Source organism: Flagellimonas aquimarina, from assembly GCF_003149745.1.
GTDB lineage: Bacteria > Bacteroidota > Bacteroidia > Flavobacteriales > Flavobacteriaceae > Flagellimonas > Flagellimonas aquimarina.
This window is the reverse complement of the sequence record NZ_QGEG01000001.1, coordinates 348664-363746: the sequence shown is the minus strand read 5'-3', so window position 1 is coordinate 363746 and position 15083 is coordinate 348664. Positions and strand designations below refer to the sequence as shown.

The 15083-nt window shown below is 38.0% G+C and carries 10 protein-coding genes; 4 read left to right on the top strand and 6 right to left on the bottom strand.

Annotation, left to right across the window (positions count from 1 at the left end):
- Positions 1 to 14 precede the first annotated feature (14 nt).
- Positions 15 to 1172 (top strand): serine hydrolase domain-containing protein, encoded by a 1158-nt coding sequence (locus DKG77_RS01595; protein ID WP_109659551.1) that lies wholly within the window; start codon positions 15 to 17, stop codon positions 1170 to 1172.
- On the opposite strand, the gene DKG77_RS01590 is transcribed toward DKG77_RS01595, so the two are convergent.
- A complete protein-coding gene (locus DKG77_RS01590; RefSeq protein ID WP_109659549.1) occupies positions 1152 to 1865 on the bottom strand; it encodes a Dph6-related ATP pyrophosphatase in 714 nt (237 codons plus the stop codon). The two genes, DKG77_RS01595 and DKG77_RS01590, sit on opposite strands and share 21 nt — an antisense overlap.
- 308 nt (positions 1866 to 2173) lie before the next feature.
- On the opposite strand from DKG77_RS01590, the gene DKG77_RS01585 reads away from it, so the two are divergent.
- Complete coding sequence (locus DKG77_RS01585; protein WP_109659548.1) at positions 2174 to 3145, top strand: hypothetical protein; 972 nt, start codon at positions 2174 to 2176, stop codon at positions 3143 to 3145.
- Between the two features lie 5 nt (positions 3146 to 3150).
- On the opposite strand, the gene DKG77_RS01580 is transcribed toward DKG77_RS01585, so the two are convergent.
- Entirely contained in the window at positions 3151 to 5505 is a 2355-nt protein-coding gene (locus DKG77_RS01580) for a sel1 repeat family protein (protein WP_109659546.1), read from the bottom strand.
- Positions 5506 to 5790: 285 nt separating this feature from the next.
- On the opposite strand from DKG77_RS01580, the gene DKG77_RS01575 reads away from it, so the two are divergent.
- Positions 5791 to 6999 (top strand): carboxypeptidase-like regulatory domain-containing protein, encoded by a 1209-nt coding sequence (locus DKG77_RS01575; protein ID WP_165819330.1) that lies wholly within the window; start codon positions 5791 to 5793, stop codon positions 6997 to 6999.
- Positions 7000 to 7006: 7 nt separating this feature from the next.
- On the opposite strand, the gene mfd is transcribed toward DKG77_RS01575, so the two are convergent.
- Genes mfd through DKG77_RS01560 form a run of 3 tightly spaced genes read right to left on the bottom strand, consistent with a single transcriptional unit; the run spans position 7007 to position 13525 of the window.
- Entirely contained in the window at positions 7007 to 10360 is a 3354-nt protein-coding gene (gene mfd / locus DKG77_RS01570) for a transcription-repair coupling factor (RefSeq protein WP_109659542.1), read from the bottom strand.
- 55 nt (positions 10361 to 10415) lie between these two features.
- Complete coding sequence (gene pdeM, locus DKG77_RS01565) at positions 10416 to 11048, bottom strand: ligase-associated DNA damage response endonuclease PdeM (RefSeq protein ID WP_109659540.1); 633 nt, start codon at positions 11046 to 11048, stop codon at positions 10416 to 10418.
- The gene (locus tag DKG77_RS01560) at positions 11045 to 13525 is read right to left on the bottom strand and encodes a ligase-associated DNA damage response DEXH box helicase (protein ID WP_417935452.1); all 2481 of its coding nucleotides are present in this window, start codon (positions 13523 to 13525) and stop codon (positions 11045 to 11047) included. The genes pdeM and DKG77_RS01560 overlap by 4 nt, the downstream gene beginning before the upstream one ends.
- Positions 13526 to 13619: 94 nt before the next feature.
- Here DKG77_RS01560 and DKG77_RS01555 point away from each other — a divergent pair, with 94 nt between their 5' ends.
- A complete protein-coding gene (locus tag DKG77_RS01555; RefSeq protein WP_109659538.1) occupies positions 13620 to 14042 on the top strand; it encodes a hypothetical protein in 423 nt (140 codons plus the stop codon).
- A 1-nt stretch (position 14043) separates the two neighbouring features.
- On the opposite strand, the gene fbp is transcribed toward DKG77_RS01555, so the two are convergent.
- Positions 14044 to 15048, bottom strand: coding sequence for a class 1 fructose-bisphosphatase (gene fbp / locus DKG77_RS01550; protein WP_109659537.1), 1005 nt, complete (start codon positions 15046 to 15048; stop codon positions 14044 to 14046).
- Between the last annotated feature and the right edge of the window lie 35 nt (positions 15049 to 15083).

The following is a 15083-nucleotide window of genomic DNA, read 5'->3' as shown; positions in this document are numbered from 1 at the left end:
AAGAGTTACTATAAATGAAAAATATTACCCGCCTAATCGTATTGCTTGTTTTTACTTTGTCCGCACATTTTGGAGTGTGTCAAGATATTTATTTTCCAGAACGTAATGCCGCTTGGAAACAAGCTTCCAAGAATCAATTTTCCTTTAATGAGAACAAATTGCGAGCAGCTGTTGATTTTGCTAATGCAAATGAATACTCAGGGTCAAGGGATTTACGCCGAGCGATTTTAAAAGGATTCCAAAGAGAGCCTTTTCATGAAATTTTAGGGCCTACCAAAAAAAGGGGAGGACCTGCGGGAATGATTCTGAAAAATGGTTATGTACTTGCTTCTTGGGGAGATACCAAACGGGTCGATATGACTTTTAGCGTTACCAAAAGTTTTCTCTCCACAATGGCTGGCTTGGCATTGGACAAAGGGCTGATTTCAAGTACAGGTGACAAAGTTGGAACATACATCTGGGATGGCACTTTTGATGGACGCCACAACAGTAAAGTAAGTTGGGAGCATCTCTTGCAGCAAAATTCAGATTGGTCTGGAGAGCTCTGGGGGCTGAAAGATTGGGCAGATCGCCCACCCAAAGAAGGTGATTTAGATGATTGGCGATTTAGAAAATTAAACGAACCAGGTACCGTAATGGAGTATAATGATGTTCGGGTAAATGTGCTGTCTTATTCCCTTACCCATCTTTGGCGCAAGCCTATGCCCATGGTTCTAAAAGAACAGCTAATGGATAAGATTGGAGCCTCTACAACATGGCGTTGGTACGGCTATGATCATGCTTGGACAGAAGTTGATGGCATTCAAATGAAATCTGTAACGGGAGGAGGGCATTCTGGTGCTGGACTCTTCATCAATACAGAGGATATGGCTCGTTTTGGATTGGTATTCCTTAACAATGGCCGTTGGAAAAATGAGCAATTATTGAGTGAAGATTGGATTGCCAAAGCAACCGCACCATCGGTTCCCAATATAAACTATGGCTATATGTGGTGGTTGAACCAGAAAGGACCACGCCACTGGGACGGTGTTCCAGAGCATTTGTTTTATGCAGCTGGTTTTGGAGGCAATTTTATTGTAGTGGACCAAAAAAGTGGACTCATGCTGGTAACCCGATGGTTAGAGCCCAATAAAATTGGAGAGTTTGTGAAATTAGTTTATGATGCTTTTTAACAAGATATCACAAAATCCAAACTTGATTTTTTTGATTTTATCCGAGGGGTCATCATAAGTTCTATAAACTTTTTCTCCTAGCTCAAAGGCAATAGGGTTTTTAAAAATGGGACCATCAAAACAAAAAGTATGGAACTCCCCATTTTCACCACAAGGATCTACATCTTCTGGAAATTGATTTACAAGTTCTATTGATAGCTCCTTCCCAAGAAAAGAAGCATCCAATTTTAAGTTGTCAATGCAAACAATGACCGCTTTAAAGCCCAAATGCAGAAACTCGTGAATCAATTGCATGGTATCTTTTTTCCAGAGTGGAAAAACTGAGGTGATACCATATGGGGAAAGCATTCGTTCTCTGTACAGTTTTAAATCTTCCAAAAAGATATCTCCGAATACGGTTTGGGTATACCCTTCAGATTGAAGTTCCATAATTTTATCTTTCATTAGGGCATTGTACTCCTCCATACTTGGTTTTTCGGGAACTTCAAGAATGTCCAATGGAATGCTAGTTTGGGCTGCCTGAGCTTCCAAAACCTCCCTTCGAAGTCCATGCATGGAAACCCGGTTGTAATGAGCATTTATCGTTGTCAATAAACAATCAACTTTTATATTGTTCTGTTTTAAATAATAGAGAGCTAAAGCAGAATCTTTTCCTGAGCTCCAGTTAAAATAAGTTTTGGAATTTTTAGGCATGGTTCTAAGATATAGCTTTAAATGCGCAAATTTGAAAGTGGTTTTAAATAGGTGAAATCATGAAACAATCTCAAAATCAGTTGGTTTAAAAGGTAAAATAGATTTCCTCAAGAAGAGAGTATACGTCAATGCAAGATTGCTAAAATGTTATAACAGGAAATGAAGCGATGGGTGATTTCTAGAATTGTTTTGTTTTGGTCGTTCAGGTGATGCATTTTTTACTTCAAACCTAGTCCATAATCTCAAAAATATACTCTATCTTTTAAACTTTAGACACATCAGAATTAATTTTTATACCGCAAAAAATAATGACTTTTAGACGTTTTGGGCTTATTCCTTTTTTTACATTAATGTTCAATTTTTCTTTTGGACAAGATATTTACCAAGAAAGTTCTGCCCTTAGTTTTTCGCAAGAGGAAATAGAAAATACTTTTTCTTTATTGTGGAGGAGTAAAAATCTTAATTACTCAGGAGAGGACAAAAAATGGAACCAACTCTTTAGTTTGGTAGATGATGAAATCACCCAAATTGGAAAAAATTATAAGTTAAATAAACAGAGTGCAATAGCAAATCAGAAAAACCTACTTTTTGAAGGTGTTAACCGAGGAGGTATCTTAAATGCTGATGACCAATATTTAGAGTTTCCAACTCCTGATAAAATGGTTGATGAAACTGATAACAAAGATGATTTTAAAAAATTTGTAGTGCCCGTTATAACATATAAAGGCAACAAAGTAGATGTTAATTTTGGAATTACTGAATCTGACTCTTTAAACGCAAACCAAAAGGTTAAGCCAATACTTATTGATGCTCTTACCGAAGTGTTAACAGAGACCAATAGGAATCTTGATAGAATCAAAGCCCCACTTATAAAGTCTATCTACATTAAAGCGACTACAAATGGTAATCATGGAAAAAGCAGTAATCATTACTCCGGTAACGCTGTGGATATTTCACGAATAAATGGGGAATATATGATCAACTATGGATACTCACTCATTTTGTTTATGTCCAATTTACAGAAAATTGAACTTGCCGATAGTTTGATGAAAAAGGACAGTGAAAAAGAAGATATGGTTTATTTATATCAAAGAATATTACAGCTACAAGTTGCTATGCAAAATTACAAGTATCGGAGAGAAAATTTTGGACCTATAATTCGAACTAAGCTTAGAAGGGAAAAGCTAAAGAAGAATGAAAAGGATAGTAAAAGGGCCAATAGTTTTAGCTATAAGGTAAAAGGTCATTTTGATCATGTACACTTTTCGGTTAGGAAATAGAACATTCAATTTGTCTCCGAGTATAGTTTTTTATGCCAGTATTTTTCCTTCTCTGGGTTTTTGGCAACACCTAGGCCCTCCGAATAAATTTTTATAAGCTTTTCAATGGCTTTTTTAAATCCTTTTTCGCCAGCTTTGGTATACCACTTCAAAGCTTCTTGGTAATTTTGTGTGACTCCTTCTCCGTCAAAATACAAATCTGCCAAATTACAGGTTGAGCCCAAGTAACCAAGTTCATCAGCTTTCTTAAGCCAAAAAATTATTTTTTCAAAGTCCTTAGGATACCCTCCCTCCTCATTATAATGAATAAAGGCGATGGCTTCTGCAGCTCTTCCGTTACCTCTATCCATAGCTTTTTTGTAAAACTCTACGGCTTTATCTACATTTTTGGGAACAGCCCTACCTTTTCTATGTAGTACGCCTAAATTGAATGTTGCCTCACTAAAACCAAGAGAATCCGCTTTTTTATACCACTCATATGCTTCTGGCCAGTTTTGCTTGGTGCCATTTCCCCTATAGTACATTAAGCCGACTAGATTAGTTGCATATGGGTTTTGCAAGAGAGCGGCTTTTTTTGCCCATTCCAAAGCCAGTTTATAATCTTGCATAACATATTTTCCAGTAAAGTAAAACTCTGCTAAGGCACTCATGGCAGGAACATCACCTTTATCAGCTGCCAATTCTAGCCAATTTAATCCTACTTTGGAGTCTTGTTCAACATGCCAGCCTTTAAGGTAATGATAGCCTATTATTCGCTTTGCCAGAATACTGCCATATTCATGGGATTTCATTCTCCAGTTAAAGGCATCTTCGTCGCTTTGTTCAACACCATATCCTGTGATAAAAAAGTTTGATAATTCAAGTGCGCCAGTAGGGTTTTGAAGAGCTGCTGCCTTTTGCATCCATAAAAATGCTTGTTTTGAATTTTCCTCTGTACCCTTTGCATTTTTATAACAATTGGCCAATTCACGCATGGCTCTTGAATTACCAAGTTTTGCGGCTTTAAAGTATAAGTCAAAAGCAATTTTTTGGCTTTTGGCACTTTCTTTTTCAGCAGAATATAAAATAGCTAAGCCATACATGGCGTCATGCAAATTCGACGCCATTGCCTTGTTATAATATATCTTTGCTTTTTCCAAGTTCTTTTCAACTCCTTTTCCAAAGTGATACATATTTCCAACATTGGAAATAGAAACTGGCAAACCAAAATTGGCCGCTTTTTTGTACCAGTTAAGAGCAATAGTATCGTTTCTACTAATAATATCAGAATTGTTGCCATCGCCATATAAAACACCAAAATTGTTCATTCCCACAAGGTCTCCCTCCTCTGCCGAAGTTTTGTACCATTGGAATGCAGTATAGGAGTCTTGGTTGACACCTCCATACCCATGTTCAAACATGTAACCAATTACGTAAGCGTAATGTGGAACCTTGGTTTTGCTATATTTATCTTTGAACCACTTAAACTGGTAGTCTTTTTTAAACAATCGCTGAGCTTCTGCCTTGTTCATTTTAATTCCAATACCGTTTGAGAGGTACTTGCCCAACTGATATACGCTAGGAACAGAACCCTTATCGTATCCTTTTTGGGCATTGGAATATGCTTTGGCATAATCTATTTTCACCCCCAAACCAGAATAATAAATTACAGAAAGAAAGTAATAACCATCTGGATTCCCTGAGCGAGCACTTTTGGTAAAATGTTTAATCGCATTATCGAATGCTTTTGCTTCAAATGCTTTTATACCCATGTTAAACTCAATATCTGAGGCGTCTCTTTTTGGGTTACTTTCCGTCTGCATTCCATTCTCGTCCCTCCAGGCTTTTTCAATTTGTTTTAAACGATCAGCCTTTGCAGGATGTTTTGGTGTTTCTTTTTCATATTCAAGAGCATTTACTGCACTTTGTGCCTCTTTTAAACTGGCTCCCATTCGTGCTACCCATCTAGTGGCGGAGTAATCTGCTTCTAGCTCAAAACGGTGGATGCTTCCTCTATTGTTTAGTGCATGGCCGTTTAAATGATGGGCTATTTCGTGTGCAAGAATACAAAGTGGCGCCCAGTCCGAATTAGCCTTGTTTCGTATCTTTTCCAAGAATTTTTTGTCATAGAAAATATAGCGTTCTTTTTGTCCTCCTATGGTCTCTACAATTTTTGCGCTTGCGCCTTCAATTCCTTCACAAGCCTGAATAGTAAAATTTCTAAACGCCCCAATTTCATTAAGAATTTTATCAACTATAAATTGGGCTTCTGGATCAGGAGAAAAACTGAGCATAGAGCAATAGGTCTCTTCTGGAGAAGGGTTGAAATTTTGTGACAGAATAAAATTTGATGATAATAATAATAGAATAAAATATCGCATTGTTCGAGGTTATCAAGAAAAAGTACTGGTAATTTACATGAAAAGGTTTCTTAATATATCATAAATTATAAAGGATGACAACTCGATAAGTCAATTTTGTTGTTTTAAGTAATAAAAGCCCAATGCTGAGTCCTTTCCTGAGCTCCAGTTAAATAGGTTTTGGAATTTTGGGCCATAAGCCGAAGATATTACTTTGAATGCATTTGTTATTTGGAACAAGAAGCGCTGAGTTTAAGAAATCTCACGTTATTTGTTAAAAGATAAAATATGTTTCGTCTTAAAACTATGGCTAGAAGTAGTAAATGTTGTTTGTCTGTACTTTTCATTTTTTGTGCAATAATTTTGCATGGTCAACAGGAAGTATTTACCATTAACGGGCAATTGGTGGATGCCGAAACACAGCAATCCATACCTTATGCTTCTATATATCTAAAGGGCAAACCAATTGGCACTACCAGCAATACAGAAGGGTATTTTATATTTCATGTTCCAACTAAAGAAAGGGGAGCATTGGTCGTCATTTCTGCAATGGGGTATACCAGTGTTGCAAGAAAACTTGATTCTTTTTCTATGGATGAGGTAATATCATTACTTCCGCAAATCAATCAATTGGATGAGGTGCTGGTCGACGGTAATGCAACTAAAGTACTCAAAGCAAAGGAAATTGTTAAGAAAGCCTACAAGAACATTGCCCAAAATTACCCTACGGAACCCTACTTTTTAGAAGGTTTTGTGCGAGATCTGCAGAGAGAGGACGACACTTATGTGGAATATTTGGAATGTGCTGCAAAGTTTCTTTATCAGGGTGCTCAGGTAAAGCGAAAACCCGCAATTGAATTACTTGGAGTGAGAACCAATAGCATTGCCACAAAGCACCTTTGGAATAAAAATGAAGAACGTAAAAACTCGCTTATAGATTTAGTAGAGGACGATTTCATTCGGTTTGATTATGGCCCTATTTTGGGCAAGAAGGGTTGGAAATATGAAATTGAAAGTATTGAATCTTATGATAATCGATTGGTATATAAGATACTGGGAGTAGATGCCCCTTTTCAGACTGCCACCCTCTATATTGATGCAGAGACTTTTGCCTTTGTGCGGGTAGAGCTGACCAGAGAGGTAAATAATGGAACATCTTGGCAAAGACGTTTTACCAATGGTTCACAGCAGGTGTACTACAATGTCATTTTCGAATACCAAGAATACAAAGGAAAGTTCTATTTAAAATATCAAAAAGAAGAGGATGTTTGGAGGATTTACAAAGGACAGGATTCCGATGTTGTACTGTTTACCAAATACCCCAAAAAGGAGCTCTTCATTAACAACATTGTTGTAGATGATGTAGACAATTATCAATTTTCAAGGAACATGAATATCAATTCCAGTATTGAAAGCCAAACTGAAAATTTTGACACTGAATTTTGGGCTACCTATAATATTCCACAGCGTACAGCCAAACAAAGTCAAATATTAAGGGAGTTGGAAAGTAATTGATAGTATTTTAACTTTTCAAAAAGCTTAAAGGCTCCAAAACCTTCAAAGCTTTTTCTACACTGGTAATACCATCAAAAACCAATAGCAACCGTAATCCATTTCGGGTTTGTTTTTCTTTAAGTTTACAAATATTGGGATTGGCCTGCACATAGTGCAACACTTGGGTAAAGACAGGACTTTGGTAGAAAGGTGATTGTTGGTCGGCAATAAAATAGCCCAAGAACTTTCCTTGTTTTAAAATTACACGTTCTAATCCTATGCTGTTTGCAGTCCATTTAATCCGAACCGAATTCAACAGATCCACTGCTTGGGTTGGCAACTCCCCAAACCGATCAACCAATTCCCCTTCATATTTTTGAAGCTCTGCTTCATCGGCCACCTCGTTTAATTGAGTATAAAGGTTAAGACGTTCGGTGATATTGTTAATGTAATCATCTGGAAAAAGAAGTTCAAAATCAGTATCCAATTGTGTATCTTTTACATAAGCCTTTTCCTGTTTGCCCTCAACCTCTTCATAAAGTTCCTTAAACTCGTTTTCTTTGAGTTCTTCTATGGCTTCTGCCAATATTTTCTGGTAGGTTTCAAAACCAATTTCATTGATGAATCCGCTTTGTTCGCCGCCTAATAAATCCCCTGCACCCCGAATCTCCAAATCCTTCATGGCAATATTAAAACCACTCCCCAGTTCGGTAAATTGTTCCAGCGCTTCAATACGTTTGCGGGCATCTGCCGTCATAACTTCGTAAGGTGGGGTAATAAAGAAACAAAAGGCCTTTTTGTTACTTCGGCCTACACGTCCCCGCATTTGATGAAGATCGCTCAATCCAAAATTATTAGCATTATGAATAAAAATGGTATTGGCATTGGTGACGTCCAGTCCACTTTCCACAATTGTAGTAGAAACCAAAACATCAAACTCCCCATTCATAAAAGCAAGCATCAATTGCTCCAATTTTCTACCTTCCATCTGGCCGTGTCCAATGCCGATTTTAGCATCAGGTACCAGGCGCTGAATCATGCCAGCAACTTCTTTAATATTTTCAATACGGTTATGGATAAAGAATACCTGTCCGCCACGTTGAATTTCATATGAAACGGCATCACGAATAATTTCCTCCTGAAAACGAATCACTCTACTTTCAATTGGGTAACGGTTGGGTGGGGGTGTATTGATGACCGAAAGGTCCCTGGCCGCCATTAAGCTAAACTGTAAAGTTCTTGGAATGGGCGTCGCGGTCAAGGTCAATACATCTACATTTTCCTTGATGGATTTGAGTTTGTCCTTTACGGCCACTCCAAATTTTTGTTCTTCATCCACAATAAGGAGCCCCAAATCTTTAAACTGGACACTTTTGTTCACCAATTGGTGTGTGCCAATGATAATATCAATTTTTCCCGCAGCCAATCTTTCATGGATATCTCGTTTTTCTTTGGCCGTTCTAAAACGATTTAAATAATCTACAGTAACGGGCATTTCCTTTAGCCGTTCTTTAAAAGTTCTATTGTGTTGAAATGCTAAAATGGTAGTTGGGACAAGTATGGCAACTTGTTTCCCGTTGTCAACTGCTTTGAAGGCGGCTCGGATAGCAACTTCTGTTTTACCAAAACCAACATCCCCACATATTAAACGATCCATGGGGCGTTCACTCTCCATGTCCCTTTTTACATCTTGGGTAGATTTTTCCTGATCTGGTGTGTCTTCATAAATAAATGAAGCTTCCAGTTCGTGCTGCAAGTAACTGTCAGGGGCATATTGAAACCCTTTTTCCAAACGTCGTTTTGCGTAGACCTTAATAAGGTCAAAGGCAATTTTTTTGACCCTGCTTTTAGTTTTCTGCTTCAGTTTTTTCCATGCAGCAGATCCTAGTTTGTAGATTTTGGGCGGGGCACCATCCTTGCCGTTGAATTTTGATATTTTATGCAGGGAATGAATGCTTACATAAAGAATATCTCTCTCACCATACATTAGTTTTATGGCCTCTTGTTTTTTGCCTTCTACATCTATTTTTTGAAGTCCTCCGAATTTGCCAATACCGTGATCAATATGCGTTACATAATCCCCGATTTCCAGTTTATTGAGTTCTTTAAGGGTGATGGCCTGTTTTTTGGCATAGCCATTCTTTAATTGGAATTTGTGATAACGCTCAAAAATTTGATGATCGGTATAGCAGGCAAGTTTTAAATCATGGTCAATAAAACCTTGGAACAACGGGAAGACTAAGGTTTTGTAATGTACGGCTTGGTCTACCTCTTCAAAAATATCGTGAAAACGTTTTGCTTGCTGATCCGTGGAGCAGAAAATATAGTTGGTAAAACCGGCCTCATGATTCTTATTGAGATTCTCAATAAGAAGGTCGAACTTTTTATTGAATGCTGGTTGAGGTTTGGTATTGAAGGCCAGTTCCAGCCCTGTTGATATGTCTTGAGCAGAACCATCCAATTCAACCAAACTGAAATTTTGCAGTTGGGATTTTAACAATTCAGAATTCACGAAAAGTTCTTCAGGCTTGGCGTGTTTTATCTCCTCACTCAGTTTTGTAAAACTCTCCTCTGCTTTTTCAAAAAAGGAGTGGATTCGATCATAGACCAAGCCCAAATTTTTTGAAAAAATGATGGTTTTTGGAGAGATATATTTTAAAAAGCTTTCTCTGGATTCTTGTAAAAATTTGTTCTCTACATTTGGAATGATGGTGATGCGCTTGACCTTTTCTGTAGATAGTTGTGTTTCCACATCAAAAGTTCTGATACTTTCCACTTCATCTCCAAAAAATTCAATTCTATAAGGTTCATCATGAGAGAAAGAAAAAACATCTACAATGCCTCCACGAACTGAAAACTCCCCAGGTTCGGTTACAAAATCGACACGTTTAAACTGGTATTCAAAAAGCACTTCGTTTAAAAAGTCGAGGGATAGAGTGTCCTCAAGTTTAATTTTTAGAGTGTTTTTGTCCAGCTCTTTTCGGGTCACCACTTTTTCAAAAAGAGCATCGGGGTAAGTGACAATGACCGCAGGTTTTTTTCTGGAATTTATCCGGTTTAAAACCTCTGCTCTTAAGAGTACGTTGGCATTATCGGTCTCTTCAATTTGGTAGGGCCTACGATAGCTTCCGGGATAAAAAAGCACCTCGTTTTCGCCAATTAATTGTTCTAGATCGTTAAGGTAATAAGCGGCTTCTTCTTTATCGTTCAGCAAAACCAAAAAAGGTAATTCTGCTGATTTAAAGACATCTGCAATGGCAAAAGACAATGCAGAACCAGTAAGTCCTTTTACATTTATTTTTTCGGTTTGGGCAATGGCATTTCTCAGTTTCCTAAGTTGCGGAGACTGTTCAAAAAGGAATGAAATAGAAGATTTGGTCAATCCAAAAACTTTGTGGCAAATATAGATTGAAGATCAGAAGTGGACAAGACTGAATTTAAACTTTTACCACTTGATCTTCCACAATGGCATAAACTTCATCTTTTTTGGTTGGTTTAAGGGTGTAGGTACCGGTAAATTCACCAAAAGCAGGAAGAATCAGTTGGTTTTTGGTTTTAAAAAAACAAGAAAGTCTTAAATTTTGACGCCCAAACCCTTTTAGTTTGACAGCTGGATGAATATGTCCGCAAAAATTAAATAGGCCATCCCGTTCTTCTGGATGGTGGGTAAGTAAAAAGTCATCCAAAATCCATTCCAGGTAAATTTCAATGTTTAGTTTTTCAAATAAAATTGGGGAGATGATATCATGATTTCCTGATACCAAAATAATCTCAGCTGGGGTTTTGGCCACCCAGTTTTCAAAAAGCTCCCATTCTTTGTTAAGGGACGAATGGAATAAATCACCCAAAAAACAAATTTGAAAGGGACTAAAATCCGCAACGATTTGATCAAGTAGCAGAAAATTTTTATGGATGGCCTGTCTTGGCACAGCGGCCCCAAATTTTCTAAAATGATTCACCTTGCCCAAATGCACATCGCTAATGAGCAACAAGGATTTTTCCACCCAAAACATTCCGCCCAAGGGATGTAAAACAAATTCCTGATTGTTAAATGTGGCCGTATGGGTCATCTGGTCAAAATCTTTGTCATTCTCTTTATGCGATCGGCCAATTTTTCGTTGGATAACTTTTCTCGCAAGCGATCGGTAATTATTGGGAAGGAAAATGGTGTGTGGTTTTGACATTTTTTCCAAACCACTTTCTGCTTTGCTATACGTTCCAGTGCCATACGCAAGCGACCTTCTTCCAGCTGATGTTCATAGGTTTCTGTAAAGGCCTGCTGAAAGAGTAAATTGTCATCTTCAAAATCCTTGAATACATCAAAAAGTAACTGGGAACTGCTTTGAAGATGTTTCATTTTAACTCCCTTTTCAGGATAACCGGTAAATACCATTCCGCTGATAACGGCGATATCCCTAAATTTTCGTCGGGCCATTTCATTGGAATTCAGACTTTTTTGAAGGTCCGAAAGCATGTATTCTGGTGTAAAAAGGTTGTTGTCCAATACCTCTTGAATATCAATTTCTTTATCAGAAAGCAGTTCAAAGCCGTAATCATTAAAAGCCAAAGAACAGGTGATTGGTGTTAATAGACTTATGCGATAGGCAAGCAAGCTGCTCATTCCTTCGTGAATGGCGCGTCCTTCAAAAGGATAGAAGATATGATGGTATCCATCGTCACTTTTAAAGGTTTCAATTAAAAATTGATTGGGTTGGGGAACAATGCTTTCTTCTCTCTGCTTTTTGAACATAGGAGCCAAGGATGCAATCTCAATGGATTGCGCTTTGGGTTCCAATTCTGCGGTATACAATTCTTGACGAAGCAGTTCTGACATTTTTGCTGAAAAGCTCAACCGCCCTCCCATCCAGGATGGAACTTTGTTGGTGCGTTTTGAGGAATTCCGAACTTGGGCGGACATCCCCTTTATACGAATAAACTCTAAATTCCTTCCTGCAAAAGTGAACACATCTCCTGGCACCAGTTTAGAAATGAAAGATTCTTCTATGGTGCCTATATATCCTCCTTTTTGATAGCGCACCGTAAGATTGGCATCACCCACAATAGTTCCAATTTGAAACCGATGCCGCATGGCAATGGCCCTGTTGTTCACTTTAAATCTTCCATCATCTTCTATCTCAACTTTTTTGTATTCGTCATACGTTTTTAAGCTTTGACTGCCCATTACCAAAAAATTGAGTAACCATTGCCACTGTTCTTGGGAAAGTGCTTGATAGCAAAAGGTCTGTTTGATTTCTGGATAGATTTCCTCAGGAATAAAACCATCGGATACAGCCAAGGTTGTTAAATACTGGATTAAAACATCATAACTGTTCAAGTATGGAATTCTGTCTTCGACAGCGCTATTTAAAACGGCCTTTTGCATGGCTGAAGCTTCAATTAACTCCATGGCATGGGTGGGCAAAAAATAAATAACACTTTCCTTTCCTGGTCTATGACCACTTCGTCCAGCGCGTTGCAGGAATCTAGCTACACCTTTAGGGCCTCCAATTTGAACAACGGTCTCCACGGGAGCAAAATCAACTCCCAAATCCAAACTGGAAGTACAGACCACGGCTTTTAGACTTTCATTGCGAATGGCCTGTTCCACCCAAAGTCTGGTTTCTTTGTTTATACTACCATGGTGCATGGCTATTTCACCTGCATACTCAGGATGTTTTTCCAAAATTTTCTGGAACCAAATTTCACATTGGCTTCTTGTATTGGTAAAAAGTAATGTGGTTTTACTTTTATTGATGATTGGGATTACATCTTCCAATAAATGCAGACCCAAATGCCCTCTCCAAGGAAAAGTTTCCATTTGTTTTGGTATAATGCTCTTTACTGTAATTTTTTTGTTGAGTTTGGCTTTGATCAGTATCGAGTTTTTCAAGGCACTGCCTGTTGGCCCCAAAAGCACTTCCCTAGCTTGCTCCAAATTGCCAATAGTGGCAGAAATTCCCCAAATTCTTAGGGTGGAACAGATTGTTTTTAACCGAGATAAACCCAACTCCATTTGCACCCCACGTTTAGTGCCAAGAAGTTCATGCCATTCATCAACAACAATGGCAGAACAGTGTTTAAAGGTTTTGTCATACCCTTTTGAGGAAAGCAATAATTGCAAACTTTCAGGCGTGGTAATCAATAGATCGGGCATGTTCGCTCTCTGCTTGGCCCTTTCCTTGGTCGAGGTGTCTCCTGTTCGGATACCTACAGTCATTTGTGTTCCCAAATCTTGTGTTATCCGTTCTGCTGATTGTTTTATTTCTTGAGATAGTGCTCGCAAGGGTGTGATCCAAATGGCTTTGAGCCCTTTTTTGTGCTTGATTTTGTAATCAGGGTTAGTGTTGATGTAGTTCAAAACAATGGGAAACCAAAGGGCATAGGTTTTTCCACTGCCTGTTGGGGCATTCAATAAACCGTGCTTGCCTTCTAAAAAAGCATTCCATGTTTGTTTTTGAAATGGGAAAGGCTTCCAATTTTGTTCATGGAACCAATTTTCGGCAATATGAAGAAGTTTTGATTGTTCCAGCGGAATACAATTGAGCATTTAATAGTAGAAGGAAAATTACAAATTTCTTTTGGGGATAATGTTATGATCTTTTCTACTTTAAGATTTATATTTGCCGAACAAATTTTAGTATATGCCCATTATAGATTTATACGAACACAGCGAACAAAGACATAATTTGGCTCATTTTGCTACTTTGGCAAGTTTGGCCGCAGTGGATGGAGTGGTAAGTGAAAAGGAAAAAGCAATATTGGACAAGTTTGCATTCAAACTAAATATCACCGATACAGAGTACAAAGAGGTGATGAAAAAAGAGAACAAATACCCAATAGAAACTCCTCATAGTGGAGAAAAAAGGTTGAAGCGTTTGTTTGATTTCTTTGGGATGGCCTTTGCTGACAACAATGTCGATGAAGAACAGATGGGGCTAATTGTGAAATATGCTATAGGATTGGGTTACTCTCCAGAAAAAGCATCACAAATCATTAAAAAATCCATTGCCATATTCACTGGTAATATAGCTTTTGAGGATTACCAGTATTTAATGGAAAAATAGACTAGGATTTAGCCATAAATTCCTCTGCTTTTTCTACCATTTTTTTGCTCCCACAAAAGAACGGAACACGTTCGTGCAATTCTGTTGGTTGAATGTCCATAATACGCTGATGCCCGTCAACTGCTTTCCCATTTGCCTGTTCTGCCAAAAAAGCCATGGGGTTGCACTCATATAATAAGCGAAGCTTACCTTTTTGTGCTTTACTGCTCTTAGGGTACATGTAGATGCCGCCTTTAATCATGTTTCTATGAAAGTCTGACACTAAGGAGCCAATATATCTTGATGTATAAGGTCTATCCTCTTCTTCTTTTTGACAGTATTTGATATAATCCTTTACACCTTGGGGAAAATGGATATAGTTTCCCTCATTGACAGAATAAATTTTTCCGGTTTCAGGAAATTGCATGTTTGGGTGAGAAAGATAAAATGTGCCAATGGCTGGGTTCAATGTAAACCCGTTTACACCATCACCAGTGGTATAGACCAACATTGTGGATGTTCCATAAACTACATACCCCGCCGCTACCTGATTTTTGCCAGGCTGAAGAAAATCTTTAAGTGTGACAGGAGTGCCAACCGGTGTAACCCTTCTGTAAACAGAAAAAATGGTTCCTACAGATACATTGACATCTATGTTGGATGAACCATCCAAAGGATCTATTAATACCACATATTTGTTTTGATGTTGTTCATCATTACTGTTAATGGCTATAAAATCATCCTCTTCTTCAGATGCAATTCCGCAGACAATTTCTCTATTCTTTAATGTTTGAATAAACTTTTCGTTGGCCAGCACATCTAATTTTTGCTGGTCCTCACCTTGTACATTGGTGTCACCTGCATCCCCAAGAATATCTACTAGCCCAGCTTTGTTTACCTCATGGTTGACTACTTTTGCCGCTAGACGAATCGCATGGATTAATTTGGAGAGCTCTCCCGTGGTATACTGAAATGAAGACTGGTTTTCAATGATGAATTCACCAAGTGTTTTGTTTATTTTTCCCATTGAATAGGTAAGTGTTTTATTTGGCGACAAATATC

Coding starts and splice junctions, on each gene's coding strand:
- pdeM (WP_109659540.1), bottom strand. CDS start 11,048: ATGACCCATACGGCCACATTTAACAATCAGGAATTTGTTTTACATCCC.
- DKG77_RS01560 (WP_417935452.1), bottom strand. CDS start 13,525: ATGCTCAATTGTATTCCGCTGGAACAATCAAAACTTCTTCATATTGCC.
- DKG77_RS01585 (WP_109659548.1), top strand. CDS start 2,174: ATGACTTTTAGACGTTTTGGGCTTATTCCTTTTTTTACATTAATGTTC.
- fbp (WP_109659537.1), bottom strand. CDS start 15,048: ATGGGAAAAATAAACAAAACACTTGGTGAATTCATCATTGAAAACCAG.
- DKG77_RS01575 (WP_165819330.1), top strand. CDS start 5,791: ATGGCTAGAAGTAGTAAATGTTGTTTGTCTGTACTTTTCATTTTTTGT.
- DKG77_RS01590 (WP_109659549.1), bottom strand. CDS start 1,865: ATGCCTAAAAATTCCAAAACTTATTTTAACTGGAGCTCAGGAAAAGAT.
- DKG77_RS01595 (WP_109659551.1), top strand. CDS start 15: ATGAAAAATATTACCCGCCTAATCGTATTGCTTGTTTTTACTTTGTCC.
- DKG77_RS01555 (WP_109659538.1), top strand. CDS start 13,620: ATGCCCATTATAGATTTATACGAACACAGCGAACAAAGACATAATTTG.
- DKG77_RS01580 (WP_109659546.1), bottom strand. CDS start 5,505: ATGCGATATTTTATTCTATTATTATTATCATCAAATTTTATTCTGTCA.